At 74.1% G+C, this 24303-nt stretch carries 24 protein-coding genes; 8 read left to right on the plus strand and 16 right to left on the minus strand.

Going from position 1 to position 24303, the window contains the following annotated elements:
* Positions 1 to 7: 7 nt before the first annotated feature.
* Both ACFVXH_RS20445 and ACFVXH_RS20450 read right to left on the minus strand, forming a co-directional pair.
* Complete coding sequence (locus ACFVXH_RS20445; protein WP_387825749.1) at positions 8 to 1735, minus strand: serine/threonine-protein kinase; 1728 nt, start codon at positions 1733 to 1735, stop codon at positions 8 to 10.
* A 98-nt stretch (positions 1736 to 1833) separates the two neighbouring features.
* Positions 1834 to 2421 (minus strand): TetR/AcrR family transcriptional regulator, encoded by a 588-nt coding sequence (locus ACFVXH_RS20450; protein ID WP_049655369.1) that lies wholly within the window; start codon positions 2419 to 2421, stop codon positions 1834 to 1836.
* Positions 2422 to 2562: 141 nt separating this feature from the next.
* On the opposite strand from ACFVXH_RS20450, the gene ACFVXH_RS20455 reads away from it, so the two are divergent.
* From ACFVXH_RS20455 to ACFVXH_RS20465, 3 genes are all read left to right on the plus strand, one after another.
* Positions 2563 to 3744, plus strand: coding sequence for an FAD-dependent monooxygenase (locus tag ACFVXH_RS20455; protein WP_387825752.1), 1182 nt, complete (start codon positions 2563 to 2565; stop codon positions 3742 to 3744).
* A 313-nt stretch (positions 3745 to 4057) separates the two neighbouring features.
* Positions 4058 to 4534 (plus strand): hypothetical protein, encoded by a 477-nt coding sequence (locus tag ACFVXH_RS20460; RefSeq protein ID WP_387825755.1) that lies wholly within the window; start codon positions 4058 to 4060, stop codon positions 4532 to 4534.
* Positions 4535 to 4561: 27 nt separating this feature from the next.
* Positions 4562 to 5233: a class I SAM-dependent methyltransferase gene (locus ACFVXH_RS20465; RefSeq protein WP_387825758.1), complete on the plus strand. Its 672-nt coding sequence runs from the start codon at positions 4562 to 4564 to the stop codon at positions 5231 to 5233.
* Between the two features lie 21 nt (positions 5234 to 5254).
* Here ACFVXH_RS20465 and ACFVXH_RS20470 read toward each other — a convergent pair whose 3' ends face one another.
* Positions 5255 to 5707, minus strand: coding sequence for a hypothetical protein (locus ACFVXH_RS20470; protein ID WP_387825761.1), 453 nt, complete (start codon positions 5705 to 5707; stop codon positions 5255 to 5257).
* A 97-nt stretch (positions 5708 to 5804) separates the two neighbouring features.
* The gene (locus tag ACFVXH_RS20475) at positions 5805 to 6314 is read right to left on the minus strand and encodes a MarR family winged helix-turn-helix transcriptional regulator (RefSeq protein ID WP_049655344.1); all 510 of its coding nucleotides are present in this window, start codon (positions 6312 to 6314) and stop codon (positions 5805 to 5807) included.
* A gap of 162 nt (positions 6315 to 6476) precedes the next feature.
* Between ACFVXH_RS20475 and ACFVXH_RS20480 the strand changes: the two genes are divergently transcribed.
* The 3 genes from ACFVXH_RS20480 (at position 6477) to ACFVXH_RS20490 (ending at position 9370) form a co-directional block, all read left to right on the plus strand.
* On the plus strand, positions 6477 to 7424 hold the full coding sequence (locus tag ACFVXH_RS20480; protein WP_117492054.1) for an EamA family transporter: 948 nt from the start codon (positions 6477 to 6479) through the stop codon (positions 7422 to 7424).
* 161 nt (positions 7425 to 7585) lie between these two features.
* Positions 7586 to 8389: a serine hydrolase gene (locus tag ACFVXH_RS20485; RefSeq protein ID WP_387825764.1), complete on the plus strand. Its 804-nt coding sequence runs from the start codon at positions 7586 to 7588 to the stop codon at positions 8387 to 8389.
* Positions 8390 to 8416: 27 nt separating this feature from the next.
* Complete coding sequence (locus ACFVXH_RS20490) at positions 8417 to 9370, plus strand: hypothetical protein (RefSeq protein WP_387825767.1); 954 nt, start codon at positions 8417 to 8419, stop codon at positions 9368 to 9370.
* A gap of 18 nt (positions 9371 to 9388) precedes the next feature.
* On the opposite strand, the gene ACFVXH_RS20495 is transcribed toward ACFVXH_RS20490, so the two are convergent.
* From ACFVXH_RS20495 to ACFVXH_RS20510, 4 genes are all read right to left on the minus strand, one after another.
* On the minus strand, positions 9389 to 10198 hold the full coding sequence (locus tag ACFVXH_RS20495) for a hypothetical protein (protein ID WP_387825770.1): 810 nt from the start codon (positions 10196 to 10198) through the stop codon (positions 9389 to 9391).
* Positions 10199 to 10320: 122 nt separating this feature from the next.
* Entirely contained in the window at positions 10321 to 11352 is a 1032-nt protein-coding gene (locus tag ACFVXH_RS20500; protein ID WP_380737310.1) for a TolB family protein, read from the minus strand.
* The gene (locus tag ACFVXH_RS20505) at positions 11349 to 12743 is read right to left on the minus strand and encodes an MFS transporter (protein ID WP_387825773.1); all 1395 of its coding nucleotides are present in this window, start codon (positions 12741 to 12743) and stop codon (positions 11349 to 11351) included. The genes ACFVXH_RS20500 and ACFVXH_RS20505 overlap by 4 nt, the downstream gene beginning before the upstream one ends.
* A gap of 5 nt (positions 12744 to 12748) precedes the next feature.
* Positions 12749 to 13714, minus strand: a complete 966-nt coding sequence (locus tag ACFVXH_RS20510) for an alkaline phosphatase family protein (RefSeq protein WP_387825776.1) — start codon at positions 13712 to 13714, stop codon at positions 12749 to 12751.
* Between the two features lie 272 nt (positions 13715 to 13986).
* Between ACFVXH_RS20510 and ACFVXH_RS20515 the strand changes: the two genes are divergently transcribed.
* Together ACFVXH_RS20515 and cobC are read left to right on the plus strand one after the other, a co-directional pair.
* Positions 13987 to 14454 carry a cobalamin biosynthesis protein gene (locus ACFVXH_RS20515; RefSeq protein ID WP_387825779.1) on the plus strand — a complete coding sequence of 156 codons (468 nt, stop codon included), beginning with the start codon at positions 13987 to 13989 and terminating at the stop codon, positions 14452 to 14454.
* A gap of 69 nt (positions 14455 to 14523) precedes the next feature.
* A complete protein-coding gene (cobC, locus tag ACFVXH_RS20520) occupies positions 14524 to 15570 on the plus strand; it encodes an Rv2231c family pyridoxal phosphate-dependent protein CobC (protein WP_387825781.1) in 1047 nt (348 codons plus the stop codon).
* A gap of 126 nt (positions 15571 to 15696) precedes the next feature.
* On the opposite strand, the gene ACFVXH_RS20525 is transcribed toward cobC, so the two are convergent.
* The 8 genes from ACFVXH_RS20525 to ACFVXH_RS20560 all read right to left on the minus strand — a co-directional run bounded on the left by ACFVXH_RS20525 (position 15697) and on the right by ACFVXH_RS20560 (position 24222).
* A complete protein-coding gene (locus ACFVXH_RS20525) occupies positions 15697 to 16764 on the minus strand; it encodes a cobalamin-independent methionine synthase II family protein (protein WP_049656656.1) in 1068 nt (355 codons plus the stop codon).
* Positions 16765 to 16860: 96 nt separating this feature from the next.
* The gene (locus ACFVXH_RS20530) at positions 16861 to 17454 is read right to left on the minus strand and encodes a hypothetical protein (protein WP_049656658.1); all 594 of its coding nucleotides are present in this window, start codon (positions 17452 to 17454) and stop codon (positions 16861 to 16863) included.
* 71 nt (positions 17455 to 17525) lie between these two features.
* Complete coding sequence (locus tag ACFVXH_RS20535) at positions 17526 to 18623, minus strand: LLM class flavin-dependent oxidoreductase (protein ID WP_117490022.1); 1098 nt, start codon at positions 18621 to 18623, stop codon at positions 17526 to 17528.
* Between the two features lie 193 nt (positions 18624 to 18816).
* Complete coding sequence (locus ACFVXH_RS20540) at positions 18817 to 19425, minus strand: hypothetical protein (protein ID WP_074001641.1); 609 nt, start codon at positions 19423 to 19425, stop codon at positions 18817 to 18819.
* Positions 19426 to 19645: 220 nt separating this feature from the next.
* Positions 19646 to 20668 (minus strand): glutamine synthetase, encoded by a 1023-nt coding sequence (gene glnII / locus ACFVXH_RS20545; protein ID WP_074001642.1) that lies wholly within the window; start codon positions 20666 to 20668, stop codon positions 19646 to 19648.
* Positions 20669 to 20972: 304 nt separating this feature from the next.
* Complete coding sequence (locus ACFVXH_RS20550) at positions 20973 to 22049, minus strand: SCO1860 family LAETG-anchored protein (RefSeq protein WP_387825786.1); 1077 nt, start codon at positions 22047 to 22049, stop codon at positions 20973 to 20975.
* Between the two features lie 311 nt (positions 22050 to 22360).
* Positions 22361 to 23038, minus strand: coding sequence for a uracil-DNA glycosylase (locus tag ACFVXH_RS20555; protein WP_049659571.1), 678 nt, complete (start codon positions 23036 to 23038; stop codon positions 22361 to 22363).
* Positions 23039 to 23130: 92 nt separating this feature from the next.
* Complete coding sequence (locus ACFVXH_RS20560) at positions 23131 to 24222, minus strand: amidohydrolase family protein (RefSeq protein ID WP_074001643.1); 1092 nt, start codon at positions 24220 to 24222, stop codon at positions 23131 to 23133.
* Between the last annotated feature and the right edge of the window lie 81 nt (positions 24223 to 24303).

Genomic DNA, 24303 nt, shown 5'->3' on the forward strand with positions numbered 1-24303 from the left:
GCCGCCGCTACAGCGCGAGGGTCTGCCAGCCCCGGGTGATCTGGTCGTGGACGGCCGCCGGGTCCGGCGCCGTCGGCTGGGCCGCCGCCAGCGCCGCCAGCAGGGCCGTACCGTCCGCCGGGCGCTGCTCGGGGGCCATGGCCAGCGCGCGGGTGACGACGGCGGCGAGCGCCGGGTCGAGGGCCTGGACCGCCGCCAGCGCCGCGGGTTCGGGCCCGGTCTCCACGATCCGGCGGATCACCGCTCCCGTGTTGGTCGCCGCGAACGGGCTGGCGCCGTGCGCCGCGCACACCACGCAGCACGCCCAGGCCCACACGTCGGCCGCCGTACCGACCCGCTCCTCGCCGAACTGCTCCGGCGCCATGTACGTCAGGGTGCCCGGCCCGCCGCCGGTGGCGGTCAGCCGGGTGCCGTCCACGATCGCCGCGATGCCGAAGTCCAGCAGGCGCGGACCGGCCGTGGTCAGCATGATGTTGGCGGGCTTGAGGTCCCGGTGGACGAGCCCCAGCCGGTGCACCCCGGACAGCGCCACGGCCAGCGCCAGCGCGAGGGCCCGCAGCGCCTCGGCGGAGCGGATCGGCCCCTGCTCGCGCAGGTGGGCGTCCAGCGGGCGGCCGTCCAGCAACTCCATGGCCAGGTACGGGCGTCCGGAGTCCACACCGGTGTCGAGCACCCGGGCGGTGTAGGCGCCGGGGACCATCGCCAGCACCTCGGACTCGCGCTGGAAGCGGCGCAACAGGTCGGCGTCGTCGAGGAGTTCGAGGTTGATGGTCTTGAGCGCGACCTGGGTGGCGGAGCCCTGCCGCTGGGCGAGGTAGACCGTGCCCATGCCGCCGGAGCCGATCCGGCCGAGGAGCTGGTAGCCGCCGATCGTGCGGGGCTCGTGAGCACTGAGGGGGCTGCCGACGGGCGGCCTCGGCAGCACCGGCGGGGCGGCCGGGGCAGCCGGCGCCGGAGAGGCGGGCTGCGCGAACTGCGTGGGGACGTACGGGGCCCGAGGCGGGGCGTACGGCGCCTGCGGCGGGACGTACGGCGCCCGCGCCGGCGCGGTGGGCACGTACGGGTTCGGCGACGCCGGGAACGCCTGGACCGCTTGGGCGGCCTGGGCGGCCTGGGCCACTCGGGCCTCTTCGGCGCGCACCGCCTCCGCGCCGACCGGCCTGGCCCGGCGGCTCGCCGCCATCGCGACGGCCTGGAACACCAGCGCGGCGACGATCAGCCCGACCGGCAGGAGGAACACGGCGAGCACCGCGCGGAGGGCGAGCAGGCCGGCGACCTGGGCCCGGGTCCGGCCGGCCCGCCACAGCCGAGGCGGCATGCCGACGGTCCACAGGTTGCGCTGGGTCAGGCACCAGAGCAGCAGCCAGAGCAGCAGGCAGACGACGAAGGAGGTGATGTACCAGGTCCGCGCCGAGTGGAGGGGCAGGTGCGAGACGATCGTGAGGTACCGCGCGTTGTAGACGTCGAACGACCGCCCCAGCCCCTCGAAGAGGACGCTGCTCCAGGCGCGCAGGACGGCCAGCACTCCCACGGCGGTCAGCAGACCCACCGTCAGTTCGCCGATCGTCGCGCCGGTGCCGCCCCGCGCACCTCCGGCCGGGTCCGCGCCGGCGGCCGCCAATGCCCGGCGGCGCGTTGCCGCTTGGGCACGAACCAGCACCGGCAGCGTCGCCAGCCGCACCAGCAGCGCCACCCCGACCACCACCAGTACCGCGACGTCGAGCGTGTTCAGCATTTCTTCCCCCTGCCTGATCGGGCAGAGGGAGTATAGGCGGGCACCCCCGGGCCCCGGCCCTGCCGGGTCCCACCGGTCCTACCGGCTCCTACCGGCTCCTACCGGTCGAGCAGCACGGCGAGGTAGCGGTCGATCTCCTCGCGCAGGTCCTCCGGCATCGGCACGTGCCAGTGCCCGCTGCCGGCCGTGGCGTTGAACAGCACGCCGTCGCACCAACGGATCAACCGGCGGGCGTCCCCCGTGGGGTCGCCCGAGCCGGAGGCGGCGAGCAGCTCGGCGGCGCGCTGGGCGAAGCGCGCGCCCAGGCGGTCGTAGAGGGTGCGCAGTTCGGGCCTGCGGGTGGCCTCCAGGGCGAGTTCCAGGCGGGCCAGGGTGAGCCGGCGGCCCTCCGTGAGCGCCCGGAAGAGCACCTCGGCGCCGACCTCGGCCAGCAGTTCGCGCGGCGGGACGGCGGCCCGCGGCAGTTCGCCCTCGGCGAGGACCGGGAAGTCTGCGGTCTCCCGCTCGACGATCCGGGTGAGCACGAGCTCCAGCAGGGCGGCCCTGGTCCGGGCGAGGTTGGAGGTCGAGCCGGCGGGCAGGCCGGACGCGTCGTCCACGGCGCGGTGGGTGAGCCCGCGCAGGCCGGCGTCGGCGATCAGGTCGATGGCGGCGTCGGCGATCAGGGTCGGGCGCGGGGGTGTCATGGGTCCGATCATGGCCTTTCCAGTCGGGCTCCCCCAACTCACTACAGCCGTAGTTTACGGCTCACTACACATGTAGTAGCGTGCCGGACATCGGACACTACACCTGTAGTGACCGGGTCGCGCGAGAAGAGGAGCCCCCTCATGGGCCTGCACCAGGCGATCGTCATCGGCGGCGGCATCGGCGGCCTCACCGCCGCCCTCGCCCTCCACCGGCAGGGCATCCCCGTACGCGTCCACGAACGCGCCGAATCCCTCGAACCCGTCGGCGCCGGGCTCGCCCTCGCCCCCAATGCCCTGCGCTCCCTCGACCGGCTCGGCGTCGGCGCGCGCCTGCGCGCCCTCGCCGCCCCGCACCCCGCCGTCGGCCTGCGCCACCCCTCCGGCCGCTGGCTCGCCCGCCTCGACACCACGGCCTTCGAGGCCCGCTTCGGCGACACCATCGCCGCCGTCGCCCGCGCCGACGTCATCGCCGCCCTGGTCGACGCGCTCCCGGAGGACACCGTCCGCACCGGCTCGCCCGCCACCCTCGTCACCCCCGGCAGCGCCACCGAGCCCGCCGTCCTGCGCACCGCCGACGGGGAGGAGACCGCCGACCTGGTCGTCGCCGCCGACGGCATCCGCTCCGCGACCCGGGCCCTGCTCTTCCCCCGCCACCCCGGCCCCCGCTACAGCGGTTTCACCACCTGGCGCGCCGTCGTCACCCCCGACCGCCGCCCGGCCGCCGTCGGCGAGGTGTGGGGCCGCGGCCGGCTCGCCGGAGTCGTCCCGCTCGCCGACGGCCGGGTCTACGTCTACGGTGCCGCCCTCGCCCCGGCCGGCGAGCGGGCCGCCGACGGGGACGAACGGGCCGAACTCCTGCACCGGTTCGGCGACTGGTGCGCCCCCGTACCGCAGCTGTTCGCCCTGGCCGAGCCCGAACGCGTCCTGCGCCACGACGTCTGGGACCTCGCCGACCCGCTGCCCGCCCACCACCGCGGCCGGGTCGCCCTCCTCGGCGACGCCGCCCACGCGATGTGCCCCTTCCAGGGCCAGGGCGCCTGCCAGGCCATCGAGGACGCCGTCGTCCTCGCCTCCCTGCTCACCCCCGCCGCCGACCCGGCCGCCGCCCTGCCCGCCTACACCGCCGCCCGGCTCCCCCGCACCACCGCCGTCGTCGCCGCCTCCCGCCGCATCGGCAACCTCGTCGCCCTCCGCTCCCCCGCCGCCACCCTCCTGCGCGACACCGCCCTCACCCTCACCGGCCTCCTCCCCGCCCGCACCCTGCTGAACCGCTCGGCCGCGACCTTCGACTGGCAGCCGCCGACCCTGGGCCGAGCGGGGTGAGGGGATCTGCCGCCCCGACTGCGGGGCGGGCGCAGGCGACACACAGAGAGCCGTTGGCTCCGCCTGGAGCCAACGGTCCACAAGACCCCTGGGCGAATGACAGCTCGGGAGAAGCTGTCGAATTCGATCCGCAAGCGCCAACCTCCAACCCGCCCAACACAGTTGGCAAGCTCCCCGGGGTGTGGTGGGGTGAGCCGGTACGGTCGGCGGGTTCCGGCACCGTGCCACCTTAGGGCAGCTTCGGGTACTTCCCCGCAACGCACCCGGGCCCTGGTCTCGTGCCGCCGTTCGTCAGCGCTGGCGAGGAGGCTCCATGCTGGACACACTGGTGACGACGGCGGCCGGGGCGCTTTCAGCCACGGCAGGTGTACTGGTCGGCGGCATCGTCACGCGCCGCGCCCAGGACCGGCACTGGTCCCGGGACCAGCAGCTCGCCGCATACCGGGAACTACTGGGCCACTACGCCGGGTTCACAATGGAACTCAGGCGCGCACACGGCGAACGGCGTGGCTGGGACTACGACTGGGGCGCATGGAGTGCGGCCCTGATGCACGCGAGCCTGATCGCACCCAGGGAAGTCGCCGCCGAGATCGACGAGTTCGGCCGTGCCGTCGGGACCTTCCTCGATCAGGTGGCTCGTAGCCGCGACCCACGAACCGATCCGCTGTCTCCGGACGAGTTCGAGCAGGCTCGGCGGTCGACGACTGCGGCACAGGTCAGGCTGGTCAACGTCATTCGGCGGTCGGTGAGCGGGGACCGGCACGGGATCCCCTTCCCCATCGACGGGTAGCGGCCCGTGTCGGTGGCGGTTGCGATGATGCGCGCCATGGATGACTCCGGCCGCCGCGCCATTGCCGAGTACTGGGACGCGGCCGCCGCGGCCTTCGACGAGGAGCCCGACCACGGGTTGCGGGCGGAGCCGGTGCGGGCGGCGTGGCTTCGGCGGGTGCGGGGGTGGGTGCCGGGCGGGGCGGCGGACGTGCTGGACGTCGGGTGCGGCACCGGCTCGCTGTCGCTGCTGCTCGCGGCGGACGGGCACCGGGTGACGGGCGTGGACCTGGCGCCGCGGATGGTCGGGCGGGCCAGGGCGAAGCTGGTCGCGGCGGGCCTGACGGCGCGGTTCCTGGTGGGTGACGCGGGCGCGCCGCCGCTCGGGGACGAGAGCTTCGACGTCCTGCTGTCGCGGCACCTGGTCTGGACGCTCCCCGAGCCCGAGCGGGCGCTGCGCGCCTGGGTGCGACTGCTGCGGCCGGGCGGCCGGCTGGTCCTGGTCGAGGGCCGCTGGCGGGAGACCGGGCAGGCCACCGTTTCGCCGTACCCGGCCGGGGCGGGGCCGCTGCCGTGGGGCGGCGGGGTCGGGGCGGAGGAACTCGCGGCGGCCGTACGGCCGTTGGTCTCCGAGCTGCGGGTCGAGCCGCTCGCCGGGGAGGCCGAGCTGTGGGGCGGCCCGGTGGACGACGAGCGGTACGCGCTGGTCGCACGCCGTTGAGCGGCCCGCCGGGTGCCCAGGTCAGACAGGCTGGCCGAAGGTACCGGTGAGCGGGTCGGAGTGGTGACAGGCGGCGCAGCGCAGCCGGGTGTAGATCGCCACCGCGCCCATGAAGACGTCCTCGCGCCCGTCGGCCGGGGACGTGGAGGCGGCGGGTTCCCCGCAGTCCAGGCAGACCCGGCGGGGGCGGGCGGCGATCGAGCAGGCGCGGCAGATCAGGTGGGTCGGGTGTTCCGCGTGCACGACGATGGGCTGCGGCCCGCCGTACAGCAGGTGGTCGCACCAGGTGCAGGACTCGTCCCGCTGCGACGCCAGCATCCGGGCGCGGGTCTCCTGCTGCCACTTCGCCGCCTCCTGCAGCGGCACCTTGACCGGCGGCCCCCACCCGGAGGCGGTCAGCCACTGGGCACCCTCGGTGCCGGCGGCCCGCAGCTGGTCGCCGACGGCGATGTCCCTGGGGGTCTTCTCTTTCATCGGGGCCTCTCCTCCGGTGGGCTTCCGCAGGGGATAACGCCGCCGGGACACCGCTGGACACGCCGCCCGCGCCCGCCCTTGGAGGCACCGACCCGGCTCAGAGGAGCGGCTCGGTGTCCCCGTGCGCGATGAGGAGCTTGCGCAGCAGGGCGTCGAGCCGGTTGCGCTCGTCCGCGTCGAGGGCCGAGAGGATGCGCTCCTCATTGCGGACGTGACCGGCCAGGGCCCCGTCGATCAGCTCCTTGCCGGCCGGGGTGAGGCGGACCAGGACGGCCCGGCGGTCGGTCGGGCAGGGGTTGCGCTCGACCAGTCCCTTGGCGGACAGCCGGTCGACCCGGTTGGTGATGGCCCCGGAGGTGACCATCGCGGACTTGAGCAGCGCGCGGGCGTTGAGCTCGTACGGCTCGCCGGAGCGGCGCAGGGTGGCCAGCACGTCGAACTCGGAGGAGTCCAGGCCGCAGGCGGTGAAGTACTCGCGCAGGGCGTTGTCGACCCGGACGTTGAGCCGTCGCAGCCGGCCGATCAGGGCCATCGGCCCGGCGTCCAGCTCGGGGCGGGCCCGGGCCCACTGCTCGACGATGTCGTCCACGGTGTCGCGCTGGTGCATGCCCGCCGCCCTTCCGGAGCCGTCTGTCCGTAGCCGTCCGGTGTCCACTGCCCACCCGACGTAGATATCTTAACATTCACATACTTGACGTTCACGGATCCCCGGCGTAGAAATTATCTCAACGTTCAGATAATCAACGTTCAGGGGGACGTCATGGCCGTCATGGACCGCAAGCGCGCGGGGATCGCCGCCACCGCCGCACTCGCCCCGGCCGCGTGGGGCACCACCTACCTCGTCACCACCCAGCTGCTGCCCGACGGCCGCCCGCTGCTGCTCGCCGCGCTCCGCGCACTCCCGGCCGGACTGCTCCTGCTGCTGATCGGCCGCCGACTTCCCAAGGGGCGCTGGTGGGGGCGCGCAGCCGTGCTCGGGATGCTCAACATCGGGCTGTTCTTCCCGCTGATGTTCGTCGGCGCCTACCGCCTGCCCGGCGGCGTCGCCGCCACCATCGGGGCGATCCAGCCGCTGCTCGTCGCCGGATTCTCGATCGGCGTGCTGCGGGTACGACCCGGACGGCGGGCGGTGATCGCCGGACTGGTCGGGGTCGGCGGCGTGGCCCTGCTGGTGCTCAAGAGCGGCGCCCGGCTGGACGGCGTCGGCATCGCCTCGATGGTCGCCGGGATCTCGCTGATGGCCATGGGCACCGTCCTCACCCGCCGCTGGGGCCGCCCCGAGGGCGCCACCCTGCTCGACCTCACCGGCTGGCAGCTCCTGGCCGGCTCGGTATTCCTCGTCCCGCTCGCCGCCCTGGTCGAGGGCGCACCGCCCGCCCTGAGCGCCGCCAACCTGGCCGGCTTCGCCTACCTCGGCCTGTTCGGCACCGCGCTCGCCTACTCCCTCTGGTTCCGCGGCATCGAGCACCTCGGCGCCGGCCCGGCCTCCTTCCTCGGCCTGATCAACCCGGTCGTCGCCACCCTCGGCGGCCTCCTCGTCCTCGGCCAGACCCTCACCCCCTGGCAGGTCCTCGGCCTCCTCCTCGCCCTCGCCGCCATGCTCGTCGGCCAGGCCCCCACCCGCCGCACCCCAACCCCGGCCCCGACCACCACCCCCTCCACAGCCGCGGCCGAGCCCCCCACCCCCCGCCCCGAACCGGCCACCGCCGCCCGCTGACCAACCCCTCCCGAACGCCCGCCGGCTACCCGCCCGCGGGCGTTCGGCCGTTCCCGGCCTCTCTGCCCCGCCCGGTCATCGGACCGGGGCGTACGGCGCTCCCGTGCGGGTAGGGAGCCGTTGGCCCGACTCGACCAGAGCGGGAGGAAGGGGACTGCCCGATGGTCGATTCCGACGGATTGCACTCCGCGATCGCCGCACAGATCGAAGCGTTCGCGACGGCCGGCGGCACAGGCGTGCGCAGCGTCCTGGTCAAGACGCTCGACGGCCCCCGGCTCACCGTCGCCCACCGGGCGGACCTGGTGCTTCCTGCGGCGAGCCTGACCAAGATGATCCTCGGGGTGGCCCTCTTCGACTCGGCCGAACGCGGCGAGCTCGACCCCGATGAGCGCGTCCGGATCGGGGCCCTCCCGGGCACGATGTACCCGAGTGTGCTGCAGGCCCTCGACCCCGATTCGACCGTCACCGTACGGGAGTTGTGCGGGTTCGCCCTGGTGACCAGCGACAATCCGGCAGCCGAGCACGTACGCGCCGTCCTGGGCCAGGAGCGGATCGACGCCACGATCAAGGCCGTCGGACTGCACAGCACGACCTTCCCTGCCGGGTTCTCCGAGCGGGAACTCGGTCCGCTCGGCCGGGCCAACACCACGACCGCCGAGGACATGCTGCGGCTGGTCGAGTACATCGACCGGACGCCCCACCTCGAGCCGGTCCGCCGCTACCTGGTCAACTACCTGCGCAACGACCGGATTCCGTCCCGCCTGGACGACGACGTCCCGGTCCGGCACAAGACCGGAAGCCTGCGCGGCATCGTGAACGACGCGGGCATCGTCCTGCATCCCGCACACCGCGTCGCCATGGTCTTTCTGACCGAGGGGCAGGCGGACAACATTCGTACGGCGCAGGAGATCGGGGAGGTCTCCGAACGCATCGTCCGGATCATCACAGAGGGGTCGGCGCTCTGACGCGGCCCACGGGGGTGGCGCGTGGCCGTGTCTCGTGAACGACAACTGCGCAAGATCCTCGCGCTGATCAACACCCTCGCATTGACGGTGGGGCTGGTCTGCGTGGTGACCGCGGCACTGATGACCCACCAGCAGGTCCTCGCCACCGTCCTCAGCCTCATCGGCGGCGCCTTCGTGTCGGCGGCGGCCGTCACCCTCGCGATCGGCTCCCTCACCGTACGGGAGACCACGGAACAGGTGGACAGCGCCGTACTTCGCGGCATGCAGGACGTCCTCGGTCCGGTGCGTGACCCGCTGTTCGCCGGAGCGCTGTCCGCCTACCGCTACGACTGCCTGCTCTCGCCCGCACCAAACGGCGACGCCCATCCGGACTACCTCTACCAGAGCTTCCGGATCTCCTACCGGATCGAGGCCCTGCCCGGAACGGTGACGATCGCCTGCCTCGCCTCCAACGACGACGCCGGACTGGACGGCTTCACCGGGCCCGAGTGCCTGCTCCGATGGATGATCGACGACAACCTGGATCCGGACGACCCGGAAGTCTTCAGGGTCGGCGCGGTCCGGGTCGACAACCGCGAACTGGAACGCGCGCCCGCCACGCACGAGGACGTCGTCGGCGGACGCGCCAGGGTCGAACACTTCCCGGTACCGCGCGAGGTTCAGGTCACCGCGGGCCACCTGGTGGAGCTGAGCGTCACGGCACGCAAGTTCGTGGGAAACGACCGACGGATTCGCGTGCAGGCCCAGGTGTTCCGCCATGTCACCGATGCCGAGTACCGGCTCACCGTTGATCCCGCGCTCCGGCCGACCCGCCTGAGCGTGAACGCGTCGGAGATCAGCGCGCTCGGGGCCGCCCACGGTGCGAGCGTCCGGGCCACCTTCCCCGCGCCGTTCAACAACACCGCCGGGCTGATCCAGCTCCCGTTCCCGCTCCAACCCGGCAGCGTCATGGCCTTCACCATCGACCGACACGTGGCCTGACCCGGCGCCCGGCGGGGGTCAGCCGGTGGCGCGGATGTAGATGTCGGCGGCGCCGGGGAGGCCGCCGGAGATGGTGGCGACGTAGATGCGGCGGGCGGTGGGGGTGTGGGTGGGGAGGGCAGTGGGGCTGGGGGTGGGGGTGGGGGTCCAGGTGGGGCTCGGGGTGGGGTCGTCGGGGGTGGGCTCGTCCGGGGTGGCGGGCTCGTCCGGGACGGGGTCCGGGGCGGGGGCGACCACGGGGGCCGGGTCGGCGGGGTCGGCGGGCTCGGCGAGGGGGTCGTCGGACTCCGGGACGGGGGTGGCCTCCGGGGACGGGCTCTCGGCGGGGGTGGGGGTGGCCGAGGGAGAGGGGGTGGCGACGGGCGGCGGCGGGGAGTCGGGGAGTTCCGGGGCCTCGGCCGGCTCGTCGCCGCCGAGGGCGGCGAGCAGGTCGGCGGGCAGCGGGGCGACCGGGCCGGGCGCGGGGAGGTCGTAGGCGCTGAGGAAGTCGCCGAGGCCGGGGGCCCGGCCGCCGCCGAGGCGGTAGTGCAGGTAGGCGACCGGGGCGCCGTCGGAGGTGTGGGTGTAGACGGCGCCGACGGGGACGTAGAAGCGGCCGACGCCGGGGTGCTGGGAGGGGTGGAGCCCGGCCAGGCGTTCGGCGCGGTCGCGGTCGGTCTCGCGGCCGGTGCCGCCGGCGGTGAGCGCGTTGACGCCGCGCACCACGAGGGCGGCGGCGACGGACACGCACAGCACCAGCCCGACGGCGACGGTGCGCCGCAGGACCGGGCGGCCGTGCAGGGCGGGCCACGAGTCGGTCACCGTGCGCTCGGGTGGGATGCCGTCCACGGTTGTCTTGCTCCCCCGTTCGGTCAGAACGCTCGATCAGGACGTCTGATCAGGACATTTGTTCGAGATGCCTGATCGGGACGTCACACTCTGCTCGACGTGGGACGGTAGCCGAGAGTTCCTCAGCCCAGGTAGGCGGGGGCGACCGCGGCCTTGGTGACCGGCTCCGCGCGGCCCGAACCGTCCGCCGGGACGGTCCACAGGTCGGCGCCGTAGTCGCCGGGCAGGGCGTAGACCAGGGTGCCGGCGCCGGACCAGAGCGCCTGGTCGTCGATGTTGCGCTGCTCGGCGGTGGCGGTCTCGGTCATGGTGGCGAGGTCGAGCACGTACAGCCGCCACGGGGCGTCGGCGGGCAGGCCGGGGACGCGCTTCTTGTACGCGACGCGGGTGCCGTCCGGGGAGAGCGAGGGGCACTCGACGTTGTCGTGCAGGGCGGTGAGGGTGCGGGCGGTGAGGTCGCCGCGGACGAGGTGGGTCTGCCCGGCGCTGGCGAGGGTGGCGTAGAAGGTGGTGTCGTCGGCGAAGGTGACGCCCCAGATGTTGATGTCGTGCGCCTGGTACGGGCGGCCGTCCAGGACGACCGCGAAGTCCTCCAGGTTCTCCCGCAGGTTCCAGTCCCGGACGTCCACGATCGAGGTGCGGGTGGAGAAGTCGCTGCCCGCGTACGAGTCGCCGCTGACGAAGACCGTCCAGGCGGCGAGGTGCCCGGACGGCGAGACCCGGGAGCGGGTGGGGATCCCGGCCGCCGGGAACGAGCGGAGCTCGCGCAGGTGGTCGTCCAGGACGACGGCGCGGTAGGTGTCCTCCAGCGCGCCGTGCTGGGCCTGGAGGCAGATGCCGGTGCCGGCGGCGGCGTGGAAGCGCAGGCACTGGACGCCCGAGGCGGTGCGCGGGCCGTCCGGGTGGTCGGCGGCGACGGTGGTGATCTCGTCCCGGTGCGGGCCCCAGGCCATGTTGCGGAACAACAGCTGTCGTCCGCCGGACTGCACCTGTAGTGACACCGGGCCGGACGCGACGGACGGCCCGCCGGGCTGGGCCTGGTCCCGGCGGGCGGTGCGGTCGGCGGCGTAGAGGACGGCCCCGGTGCCGACCGCGCCGAGCAGCACGACGGCGACCAGCAGGATGATCACCCTGGTCCGGTTCCGCAGGTTCATCGGCTCTTCTCCTCCGGGGGCTTCACGACGACGGGTTCGGACAGGTGCGGCACCGCCGCGGCGGAGGGCTCGGACCGGCGCAGCACCGCCGCCGCGCCGAGCACGCACAGCGCCAGCGCCCCCGCCGACCAGCCCAGCGCCGCCGAGCCGCCGACCGCGCCCCACAGCGCGCCGAACAGCAGCGAGCAGGCGAACCGGGCCAGCGCCTGCCCGGTGCCGACCAGGGCGAGCCCGGCGCCGCGCTGCTCGGCGGGTACGGCGTCGGCGGCCGCCGCGGCGAGCACGCCGTCGGTCGCCGCGTAGAAGGTGCCGTGCAGCGCCAGCACGCAGAGCACCGCCGGCAGCCCGCGCAGCGGCGAGAGCAGCAGCCCGTACGCGAGCAGCAGCACCCCGTGCCCGGCGAGGAAGAGCCGGTGGCGGCCGATCCGGTCGGCGAGCGCGCCGAGCGGGACGGCGAGCAGCAGGAAGGCCGCGGCGGTGCCCAGCGGCAGCAGCGGGAACAGGTCGACGGGCAGGTCCAGTCGGCGCTGGACCAGCAGGTAGAGGAAGGAGTCGCTGACGGTGGTGAGGCCGAGCAGGACGGCGCAGAGCGTCAGCCGGCGCAGCCCCGGCAGGCGCAGCAGGGTGAGGCTAGCGCGCAGCGAGGGGGCGGGCGCCGAGGCGTCGTCGCCCTGCTGCCGGTTCGGCACGAACAGCAGCAGGATCAGCACGCCGAGCGCCGCGACGCACGAGCTGACCGTGAACACCGCGTCGTAGCCGTGCCGTTCGCCGCCGTCGGCGAGCAGCGGGCCGCCGGCCAGCCGCAGCACCAGGAAGGCGGTGAGCGGGCCGAGCAGGGCCCCGGCCGTGTCCATCGCCCGGTGCACCCCGAACGCCCGGCCGCGGTGGGCGGGTTCGGTGGCGAGCGAGATCATCGCGTCCCGGGGCGCGGTGCGCAGGCCCTTGCCGGTGCGGTCGACGGCGATCACGGCGCCGATCAGCGGCACGGTGTGGACGAACAGCAGCAGCGGCCGGCACAGCGCGGACAGCCCGTACCCGACGGCCGCGACGGCCTTGTGGCGGGCGGCGCCGTCGCGGCCGCGGCGGTCCGAGAGGTGGCCGCCGACCAGCCGGACCAGCGCGCTGAAGCCGTTCTGGATGCCGTCGAGCAGGCCGAAGCCGAGCGGGGAGAGGCCGAGGCCGGTGAGCAGGTAGAGCGGGAGGACGGCGGTGACCATCTCGGAGGAGATGTCGGTGACCAGGCTGACCGTGCCGAGGGCGAGGACCGCCCCCGGCACGGCGCCCCGCCGCGCCCGACCGGTGGCCGGCGCGGGGGCCGCCCCGAGGGGGGCCGCGTCGGCGGCGGTCGGGGCGGCGGGGGCCTTCGAGCTGCGGGAGTCCGCGACGTACACGGGCGTCAGTTCCAGATTCCGGTGATGTCGGCGGCACCGGCCGAGTTGCCCGCGTGGGCGTTGACCCCGGCCAGGTCCTCCAGGGTGTGCAGCACGTCGTAGTGGTTGTACGTGGTGGCGGTGCTGCTGCCGGGGGCGACGTGGGCGCCGTAGACGAGGGTCGGGATGCGGTTGCCGGACAGCTTGTTGTCCTCGTCGAAGGTGAGCAGGAGCAGGCTGTTGTGGCTCTTCGCCCACTGCGCGTACCCGTCGAGGTTGGCCTGGAGCCAGGAGTCGCCGGTGCCGACGGAGCAGTCGTGCATGTCGTCGCAGAGGTCCGGGACGACGAAGGAGACCTTCGGCAGGGTGCTGTAGTCGCTCGGGAACGCGTCCATGCCGTACGCGCTGGAGGTGGGCACGTTGCCGAAGCCGAACCACGGGTTGTGCTTCTGGGCGTAGTTGCCGCTGCTGCAGTCGGTGGCGCCGGGGCCGGGCAGGCCCTCGTTGTAGCTGGCCCAGGTCTGGCCGGCGCCGATCAGCTCGGACGCGAGGTTGGGCTGCTGCAGGGCGCCGACGTCCACGCAGCCGTCGTCCACGATGCCCTGGGAGCTGCCGGAGAACAGCATGTAGTAGTTGGGCTGGCTGGGGTGGGTGAGCGCGTAGGACTGGGTCAGCGTCGCGCCGCCGGCCACCAGGGTGGTGTTGATGTACGGGGCCTTGGAGCTGCCGATCACCTGGGAGTAGGCGTGGTTCTCCAGGACGACGACGACCACGTGGTCGGGCGCGGGCAGGCCGGCGGCGGCGCCCGCGGCGGTGTCGGCGGCCGCGCTGCCGCCGGCGGCCCAGAGGCCGAGCGAGCCGGCGACCAGGCCGAGGCCGGCGGCCAGCGCGGTGAGCGGACGCAGCGGGCGCGGCCGGCGGCGGCCGGGGCGCGGGAGGGAGGCGACGGCGGAAGAGGGGGTGCCGGGGGTGCGCAGTCGTGCGAAGGCCATGGGGTCCTCCGGATGTCGGGGCTTCCTGGCGGGAGCGCCGAGAACAGTAGGAGTGCCGCGGTGACGTGTACCGCACAAGACAAGTGAAGAACAGACGAACAGCTGCCGCGCCCCGGCGGACCGGCGGCGTCGGCAAGAGCATCGGGAAGGACACCGGGAAGGGCGTCGGGAGCAGCGACGGCACCGGCGTCGGATCTCACACCCGCCGCGATTGACCCGTTCCGCCCGGGCGTGGTGGGATCACCGGAGCTTGGGACGAAAGGGTGCGGCACGTGAGCGGACTGGTCGCCGTCGTCCCCCGCACCCTGGTGGTCGGGATCGGTGCGAGCAGCGGCGCCGAGCGGACCGAGGTGCTGCGGCTGCTGACGGACACCCTCCGGGAGGCCGGGCTGGACCGCTCCGAGGTGGCCCGGCTGGCCACCGTGGCGGGCAAGGCGGACCACCCGGCGGTGCGCTGGGCGGCCGACCACCTCACCGGCGTACCCGTGGACGAGCACCCGCCCGAGGTGCTCGCGGGCGTGCCGGTGCCGAACCCCTCCGCCGCCGTCGGTACGGCCGTCGGCACCGCGAGCGTGGCCGAGGCCGCGGCGCTGGCGAGCGCGCCGGGGGGCCGGCTCGTGGTCACCAAGCGGAAGTCGGCGCGGGCCACGCTCGCGATCGCCCGGGCGGCGGCGCACGGACGGCTCGCACCGCTCGACCTCGGCGACGACCCGCGGCCCGCCGCACCACCCGGCCCGTAGAGCCGCATCACGTCCACCACCAGTCGCGACCACCCGAACCAGCCGCACCACCCAGCGAGGAGACCCCGCGTGACCGCCCCCGAACCCGACCTGCGCCACCACGGCGACGCCGAGGTGCGCGCCGACGGGCTCGGCCTGGTCGACCTCGCCGTCAACGTCCGCACCGGCACTCCCCCCGCCTGGCTGCGCGAGCACCTCGCGGCCACCCTCGGCGACCTCGCCGCCTACCCCGACCAGAGCGCCGCGCGCGCCGCCGTGGCCGCCCGGCACGCCCGCCCGGTCGAGGAGGTGCTGCTCACCTCGGGGGCGGCGGAGGCCTTCGTCCTGCTGGCGCGCGTGCTGACGCCACGTCACATCGTCGTGGTGCACCCCCAGTTCACCGAGCCGGAGGCGGCCCTGCGGGACGCCGGACACCACGTGCACCGGGTACTGCTCTCCCCCGGGGACGGCTTCCGGCTGGGCGCCGTCCCCGAGGAGGCGGACCTGGTCGTCCTCGGCAACCCGACCAACCCGACCTCCGTGCTGCACCCCGCCGAGGCCGTCGCCGCACTGGCCCGGCCGGGGCGCACCCTGGTGGTGGACGAGGCGTTCATGGACACCGTCCCGGGCGAGCGGGAGTCCCTCGCCTCCGCCCGGGACCTGCCCGGCCGGGTCGTCGTGCTGCGCAGCCTCACCAAGACCTGGGGGCTGGCCGGACTGCGGATCGGCTACGTGCTCGGACCCGCACCGCTGATCGCCGACCTCGGCGCCGCCCAGCCGCTCTGGCCGGTCTCCACCCCGGCACTGGCCGCCGCCGAGGCGTGCAGCGGCCCGGCGGCGCTCGCCGAGGCGGAGCTGGCGGCGGCCGAACTGGCGCTCTGGCGCGAGCACTTGGTGAAGGGCCTGGCCGCCTTCCCGTCGGTGCGGCTGTACGGCGAACCGGCCGCCTCCTTCGTTCTGGTACGGCTGCCCGAGGCGGCGGCGGTCCGGCGGCGGCTGCGCGAGCACGGCTTCGCCGTCCGGCGCGGGGACACCTTCCCGGGGCTGGGCGAGGAGTGGCTGCGGATCGCCGTCCGGGACGAGGCGACCACCGACCGGTTCCTCAACGCCCTTGAGGCCGTTCTCCGTTCGGCCTGACCGGCGCAACACCAGCCCACCCCCGGCCGCCGGCCGCCCGCCCGTCAGGCCGGGCGGGCGGCCGGACGGGCAGGCGGACGGCCGGGCGGACGCACGACAGCCCACCCCCGGCCGACCCGGCGAGCGCTACTGGAGCCCGAGCGCCTCCGCCGCCAGGGCGGTGCCCTTCACGCGGGCCGCGATCTTGGCGAAGGCGGTGTCCCGCGAGGTGGAGGCGTCGTCTGCGAACGGCGAGAATCCGCAGTCGTCGGTCGTGCCGAGCTGGTCGACCGGGATGTGCCGGGCTGCGGCCAGCACCCGGTCCCGCACCTCCTCCGGGGTCTCCACCCTGGGGTCGATCGGGTCGGTCACTCCGACGAACACCCGGATTCCGGGGCGGAGTTGATCCGCGATGACGGCGAGCACGCGGTCGGGGTCGGCCTCGCTCGCCAGCTGCACGTAGAAGTTGCCGACCCTGAGCCGGAAGAGCTTCGGCAGCAGCTCGGCGTAGTCGACGTCCAGGCTGTGGGTGGAGTCCTGGTCCCCGCCCGGGCAGGTGTGCACGCCGAGGCGGGCCCGCTCCTCCTCGGCGAACCGGTCGAGCACCTGGTTGTTGAGGGCCACGAAGTCGTCCAGCAGACTGCCCGACGGGTCCAGCTTGAGCGACAACCGGGCCTCGGTGAAGTCGAGTTGGACGACGTGGGCGCCCGCGTCCAGGCAGCCGCGAATGTCGGCCTCGGCCTCGTCGGCCAGGTCCTCCAGGAAGTTCTCGCGCGAGTACCCGTCGATGCCGTCGGCGGGGTAGAGCAGGCTGAGCGCGGAGGGTGCGATGACGGCTTGCTTGACGGGCTGCGAGGTGTGCCGCAGGGCGTCGCGCAGATAGGTCTCGGCACGGACCCGGTACCGGAAGGGTCCGGCGGTCAGCCGCGGCAGCTGCCGGGTGTGTCCGTCGGCGAAGGGGATGACGGCGCCGTCCCCGGCGAGGGAGGTCAGCCCGGCGAGGGGGTACGTGACGAAGCTCGGCTTCGCCTGCTCGCCGTCCACCAGGACGGGGCAGCCGAGCTCCGCCAGCCTGGCCAGGGTGTCGGCGGTGGCCTCGTCCTGCAGCTTCTTCAGGTCGGCGTCGGACAGCCGCCCCTCGGCGTGTTCGGTCAGGGCGTTCAGCAGAGTGCTCGGCCGGGGGATGCTGCCGATGGGCTCCGTGAGAATGGTCATGACGGGACGGTAGAAAGGGCGGCGCCCCGAGCACAACGGGGCGCTCGGCGCACTCCGCTCGACCGTTCACACCTCGCGCGCCCCACCCTTCTCCGTTCACGCCCCTGGAACAGCACACCCCTCCGCCCAATCCCGTAGCGTGGCGAAGTCGTCGGCGAGCAGGCCGAGTCGGGGGTTGACGTGCAGGGCGAGCGCCGGGCCGGGGTGGTTCGCCTCGATCCACTCCTCGTCCCGCGGGCCGAGTTCGTCGTCCACCCAGACGAACGGGCGCCCGGCGGCCCAGGCGACCACGTCCCTGGTCTTCCAGTGCAGCCCGTCCCGTGCCTCGCCGAACAGGTCGGACCAGCTGATGTACGGGAGTTCGGGCAGGCCCAGGTGCGGGCCTATGTGGGTGTTCGCGTCGCCCATCCAGCCGGTGGCCCACACCAGTTCGTAGGGCAGTGCCAGCAGTTCCGCGCCGTGCGAGGGGTTGAGCCAGACCCGCAGCGGCTTGACCCGGACGGCGGGGGGCTTGGCGTGCCTGGCGCGGGTCGCCTGCCGGGCCTGGACCGCCGCCAGGTGCTCCTGCTTCGCCACCCACCAGGAGGGGCGCAGCCGGTGGGTGGCGTAGCCCTCGGGCCTCCGCTTCGGCGCGGCGTAGGGGTTGAGCGGTCCGTCCACGTCGAGGAGGAGCAGGGGCTGCTGGGTCATGCCATGAATTCTCGGTCCGGCGGGGGCGCTTGACCAGCGGTTTGCGGGTCGACGCGCGGAGCGGGCGCCCGCTACGGGCGGGACCACAGGTTGCGGGCGGCGAGCAGCGGGAGCACGCCCTCGCCGAACCAGTACGCCTCCTCCAGGTGCGGCATCCCGCTCAGCACGAACTCGTCGACGCCCAGCCCGTGGTACTCGCAGATCAGGTCCGCGACCTCCCGGTGGCTGCCCACCAGCGCCGTCCCGGCGCCGCCGCGCAGCAGCCCGATGCCGGCCCACAGTCCGGGGTACACCTCCAGCCGCTGCGCCGAGCCGCCGTGCAGCGCGAGCATCCGCCGCTGGCCCTCCGACTCGCTCCGGGCGAGCGCCCGCTGGGTCTCCCGCACCCGCTCCGGGTCCATCGCGGCGAGCAGCCGTTCGGTCTCCGCCCAGGCCTGGGCGGCGGTGTCCCGGGTGATCACGTGCAGCCGGATGCCGAACCGTACGGTCCGGCCCCGGGCGGCGGCCAGGCCGCGGATCCAGCGGATCTTCTCCCGGACCTGGGCGGGCGGTTCGCCCCAGGTCAGGTAGACGTCCGCGTGCTCGGCGGCGACGTCGCCGGCGGCCGGGGAGGAGCCGCCGAAGTACACCGCCGGGACCGGGTCCGGCAGCCGGTTCAGCCGCGCCCCCTCGACCCGCAGGTGCGGCCCGTGGTGGTCGACCGTCTCCCCCGCCCAGAGCCGCCGGGTGATGCCCAGGAACTCCCCGGTCCGCGCGTACCGGGCGTCCTTGTCCAGGAAGTCCCCGTAGGCGCGCTGCTCGGCGGACTCCCCGCCGGTCACCACGTTGAGCAGCAGCCGCCCGCCGGACTGCCGCTGGTAGGTGGCGGCCATCTGCGCGGCCAGCGTCGGGCTGATCTGCCCGGGCCGGAACGCCACCAGGTACTTCAGCCGCTCGGTCACCTGGCTGAGCATCGCGGTGGTCAGCCAGGCGTCCTCGCACCAGGCCCCGGTCGGCGTCAGCACCCCCTCGAAGCCCAACTGCTCGGCGCTGCGGGCGATCTGGCCGAGGTAGCCGACGCTCGGCGGCCGGTCCGAGCCGGCCGTGCCGGGCGTGGAGCCGTGCCCGCCACCGACGATCAGCCGGCTGTCGCCGTTGGTGGGGAGGAACCAGTGGAAGGTGAGAGCCATGGACGGACACACTCCTGGGGCCGGTACTGCCTGCGGTCGGTTGACGGAACCCGCCGACCGCGACACCCGTCCGCCCACACCCGCCCCAGGTCCACGTGCAGACGGCGCACGAGGAGGGGGCGGTCCGGAGCAGTCATGGCCCGATTCTCCGGGACCGCCCCACCCCGATCAAGACCCGGCCGGAACCGGCTCGCTACCGCGCCGTCCAGCCGGTCCAGCTGCCGTTGGTGTCCCGGGCCCGGGACCAGGTCCGGCCGTCGGCGCCGGGCACGTCGATGCGGAAGGCGCCGCCCATGGTCGCCGCGGTGATCTCGACCTTGCCGGCCATGGTGCCGCCGAGGGACTTCCAATCGGTCAGCTTGGTGGAGTTGGCGATGGTCGACCGCGTGTACACCGCGTGGTTGGTGCCGATCACCAGGATCAGGCGGGTGCCGTCCCGGAAGTCGAAGAAGGTCGCCCCGCTGCCGTAGCTGCCGCCGCAGTAGAACGTGCCGCCGAACAGTCGGTCGCTGCAGGTCGTGACACCCGGCACGGGGGTGCTCCCGGAACCGGCCGGCTCGACGGCGAGGCCCTGCGCCACACCCGGCCCGGCCGGCTTGCCCGGCGTGATCGGCACGCCCGGCCTGGGAGCGCCCGGCACCGTGGTCGGCGCACCCGGCGAGGGAACGCCCGGCACCGTGATCGGCACGCCCGGCGTGGTGGCGGTGGTCCCGCCGGCTGCCGAGGCGGGAGCCGCAGCCGCGGCCAGCCCGATGCCCGCGAGGGCGGCGGCGGAGACGAGGGCCGCCTGGATCTTCTTCATGAACGCTCCTGAGTGAACGGTTCGGGCCGCGGGCGGCGACCGGTCGGCGCGCGAGCGCTTCCCGGCGCCCGCCCGTCGGGCCCTCTCCGGTAGCAACGGGAGCCCCGCTCGGCCGAGTTCAACGGCTGGTCCGCCGATTTCGCGGAGCCGACCGGAACGCCGCCGGGCCTCCCCTCACATGGAGGGGAGGCCCGGCGGACTGCTCAGGAGACGCGGCGGATCAGACCTGGCCGGCCTTCTCCAGGGCCTCGCAGCAGGTGTTGATCAGGAGCCGGGTGACGACGTAGGGGTCGACGTTGGCGTTCGGGCGACGGTCCTCGATGTAGCCCTTCTTGTCCACCTCGACCTGCCACGGGATGCGCACCGAGGCGCCGCGGTCGGAGACGCCGTAGCTGTAGACGTTCCACGGGGCGGTCTCGTGCTTGCCCGTGAGGCGCGACTGGATGTCGTGGCCGTACTGGTTGACGTGCTCCAGCACCTTCTCCTGCGAGGTGCCGAGCGACTCGCAGGCGGTGATGATGGCGTCGTAGCCCTCGCGCATCGCCTTGGTGGAGAAGTTGGTGTGGGCGCCCGCACCGTTCCAGTCACCGCGGGCCGGCTTGGCGTCGAGGGTGGCGTCGATGCCGAACTCCTCGGCGGTGCGGTACAGCAGGTAGCGGGCGATCCACATGTCGTCCGAGACGGTCAGCGCGTCGACCGGGCCGATCTGGAACTCCCACTGGCCGGGCATGACCTCGGCGTTGATGCCGCAGATGGCCAGGCCGGCGTCGATGCAGCGGTCCAGGTGCAGCTCGACGATCTCGCGGCCGAAGACCTCCTCGGCGCCGACGCCGCAGTAGTAGCCGCCCTGCGGGGCCGGGAAGCCGCCCTCCGGGAAGCCGAGCGGGCGGGAGCCCTTGAAGAAGGTGTACTCCTGCTCGATGCCGAAGATCGACTCCTGCGAGGCGTACTTCTCGGCGACCTCGCGCAGCAGGGCGCGGGTGTTGGAGACGTGCGGGGTGCCGTCCGTCTCCAGGACCTCGCAGAGGACCAGGATGTTGTCGCCGCCGCGGATCGGGTCCGGCGTCACCCGCACCGGGTCCAGCACGCGGTCCGAGGCGTGGCCCTCGGCCTGGCTGGTCGAGGAACCGTCGAAGCCCCAGGTCGGGATCTTGTCGGCGTTGGGCAGGACGCGAGTCTTGGAACGGAGCTTCGCGGTCGGCTTGGTGCCGTCGATCCAGATGTACTCGGCCTTGATTGCCACTGCGTGTCCCTCGCATTGCTGGGTGGTGGGTGCCCGCGTAGCGTCGCAAGCCGCCGTTTCCCGGTTGTTCCTCTTGTGTAACGCGCAGGTGAACCAACCGTCCGCATTGGCACGGTCACGGTGCGGGAGTGCCGGGGGCGACACTCCCGCCGTTCCGGGTGCCATGAGTGACGACGCCGGTGCGCTCAGTGACGACGCATGACCAGCGCCACCCCGTGGTCAGCGGAGCCACACGGTCAGTACCGGCGGACGGTCAGCGCCGGCGGGCGGTCAGTGCCGGCGGGCGGTCAGTACCGCCGCCCGGTCAGTGCCGGCGGGCGTGCGCGGCGCGACGGCGCCGGGTGGCCCACAGCGCGGCCGCCCCGCCCGCGACCAGGGCCGCGGCCCCCGCGGCCAGCGGGCCGGTGGCGCTGCTGCCGCCGGTGGCGGCCAGCTTCTCCGACTTCTCCGGCTTCTCCACCGCGGCCTGCGGAACGGGGGTGCGCGAGGCGGTGGTGTCGGCGACCGGCTCGACGGCGGGCGCGCTGGTGGGCGCGGCGCTCTGGGTGGCCGGGCCGGACGGGGTGGCCGCCGGCCCGGAGGGCTTCTCGCAGCTCACCGAGGCGACGGTGACCTTCCCGGTGACCTTGGCGACGTTCAGGTTGAGCGGGTTCACCTCCACCTGCACCTCCAGGGCGGAGGCGGCGGCGGTGGTCGTGGTGACGGTCTTCTTGGAGAACTCCACCGAGACGCTGCCGACCAGCGGCACGTCCACCTTGGTCGGCCCGTACAGGCCGACGGTGACCGGCTTGCCGAGCACGCTGAGCTTGAGCGGCGCGACCACGTCGGCGGTGGGCTGCCCGTCCACCGGACAGCTGGCCTCGGCGCTCATCGCCTCCAGGCCGAGCAGCGCGGTGGCGGGCAGGCCGGGGGCGTGCACGTCGGCGTTGACCAGCTTGACGGAGGCGGTGGCGCCCTTGGCGTCGACGCGGGTGACCGACTTGCCGACGTCCGCCTTGACCAGGGTGACCGGGCCCGTCTGGTCCACCCCGGCCACCGTGGCGGTCAGGATCGAGCCGTCGCGCTGCGCCGGCGACTCCACCTTGTTCAGCGCGATGTTCACCGGGACGTCCACCGCCTTGTTCAACAGGCTGACGTCCAGGTCGAGTTCGGCGGTGACGGCGCGCGCCTTACCGGGCGACGACGGGGCGGGCTCGGCCGCCTGGACGGGCGCGGCGGTGAGCAGGGAGCTCGCCACCACGGCGGTGGCCGCGGCGGCGGAAACGATTCGGCGAGCGGACGGGCAAGCGGACGGGCGCGAAGACGAGGCCGAAGACGGGCGAGAAGACAAGGCGGTACCCCCACACAGATGAAACGATGAGCCGCCAGTCTTCTCGAACAATCCGTCACATGAGTAACACAGAACGTCATTTCACCCGTTGGAGTGAGATTGGCGTTCTGCGCTGACCCATCTCTGCTAGGGCCTGTCGTCGAACTCCCGTCGTCCGCCCGGAGGGTGGGCGGGGCGGCGTCGGGGTGCGTGCATCGCAAGGCGGAGGAGGGAGCCACTGCGGTGGGGGCACCTCCCGGCCGAAGGCTGGGGGCCATTGGCGACCGACGACAACGCGGCGAGGTGCGCTTGTGCCCTGGGGGTACCTCCCGGCCGAAGGCTGGGGGAGCGGCGCCCCGCAGACGCGAGTTCGACGACAGGCCCTAGGGCAGCCGCCAGTCCACCGGCTGCGCCCCCTGCCGCACCAGCAGCTCGTTGGCCCGGCTGAACGGCCGCGAGCCGAAGAAGCCGCGGTCGGCCGACATCGGGCTGGGGTGGACCGACTCCACCGACGGGACGTTGCCCAGCAGCGGCCGCAGGTTGCGGGCGTCGCTCCCCCACAGGATCGCCACCAGCGGGCCGCCGCGCGCCACCAGCGCCCGGATCGCCTGCTCGGTGACCGCCTCCCAGCCCTTGCCCCGATGCCCGCCGCTCTTGCGCGGCTGGACGGTGAGCACCCGGTTGAGCAGCAGCACGCCCTGGTTCGTCCACGGGGTGAGGTCCCCGTTGGACGGCTCCGGCAGGCCCAGGTCGGTGCCGTACTCCCGGTAGATGTTGATCAGGCTCGCCGGGATCGGCCGCACCTCCGGCGCCACCGAGAAGCTGAGCCCGACGGCGTGGCCGGGGGTCGGGTACGGGTCCTGCCCGACGATCAGCACCCGCACGTCGGCGAAGGGCTGCTGGAAGGCGCGCAGCACGTTCGGGCCGGAGGGCAGGTAGGTACGGCCTGCGGTCAGCTCGGAGCGCAGGAAGTCGCCCATCGCGGCGACCCGTCCGGCGACGGGTTCCAGGGCGGTGGCCCAGCCGGGCTCGACGATCTCGTTCAGTGGACGCGGTGCCATGGTCGCCACCCTATCGGCCTACACCGACACGGCTTTCAGCGGATGATCATGTGATCGAGAGGGCCAGGCGGGCCGGCGGAACCCCGGCGCGGCTACCCGACCGGCCGCCCCCGCAGCACCACCAGCCGCGGGTCCGCGAGCACCCGGACGTCCGCCCGCGGGTCCTGCGCGTACACCACGAAGTCCGCCGGCGCGCCCTCCTCCAGCCCCGGCCGCCCCAGCCACGCGCGCGCTCCCCAGCTCGCCGCCGACAGCGCCTCGGCCGGGCTCAGCCCCGCCTTCACCAGCTCCGCCACCTCCTCCGCGACCAGCCCGTGCGCCAGCGAGCCGCCCGCGTCGGTGCCGACGAACACCGGGATGCCCGCGTCGTGCGCGGCGCCCACCGTGGCGTACCGGCGCTCGTGCAGCCGCCGCATGTGCGCCGACCAGGCCGGGAACTTGGCCTCGCCGCCGGCCGCGAGGTCCGGGAAGGTGGCGATGTTGACCAGGGTCGGCACGATCGCCACCCCGCGCTCGGCGAAGACCGGGATCAGCTCCTCGGTCAGGCCGGTGGCGTGCTCGACGCAGTCGATCCCGGCCGCCAGCAGGTCCGGCAGCGACTCGGCGGAGAAGCAGTGCGCGGTGACCCGGGCGCCCTCCTCGTGCGCCGCCGCGATCGCCTCGGCCAGCGCGTCGCCGGGCCAGCAGGCGGCGAGGTCGCCGCGGTCGCGGTCGATCCAGTCGCCGACCAGCTTCACCCAGCCGTCCCCGCGCCGGGCCTCGGCCCGGACGTAGGCGGCCAGGTCGCCGGGCTCGATCTCGTGCGCGTAGTTGCGGATGTAGCGGCGGGTGCGGGCGATGTGCCGCCCGGCCCGGATGATCCGGGGCAGGTCCTCGCGGTCGTCGATCCACCGGGTGTCGGCGGCCGAGCCGGCGTCGCGGATCAGCAGGGTGCCGGCGTCCCGGTCGGTGAGCGCCTGCTTCTCGCTGGTCTCGGCGTCCACCGCGCCGTGCGCGTCCAGGCCGACGTGGCAGTGCGCGTCCACCAGGCCGGGCAGCACCCAGCCGGTCACCGTCCGGACGTCCCCGGCGGTCGGCGGGCGGGTGAAGCTCACCCGGCCGTCCACCACCCAGAGTTCGTCCCGGACGTCCTGCGGACCGACCAGCACCCGACCCCGCACGTGCAGCACCGCGCCATCGCTCATGGCCGCACTCTACCGACGGGCGGGTTCCGTGTAAGCAGTCACAATGCGGCAGACTCGTTTCCGCACCCCCACCCCGCACGA

The organism is Kitasatospora sp. NPDC058184 (assembly GCF_042883725.1).
GTDB lineage: Bacteria > Actinomycetota > Actinomycetes > Streptomycetales > Streptomycetaceae > Kitasatospora.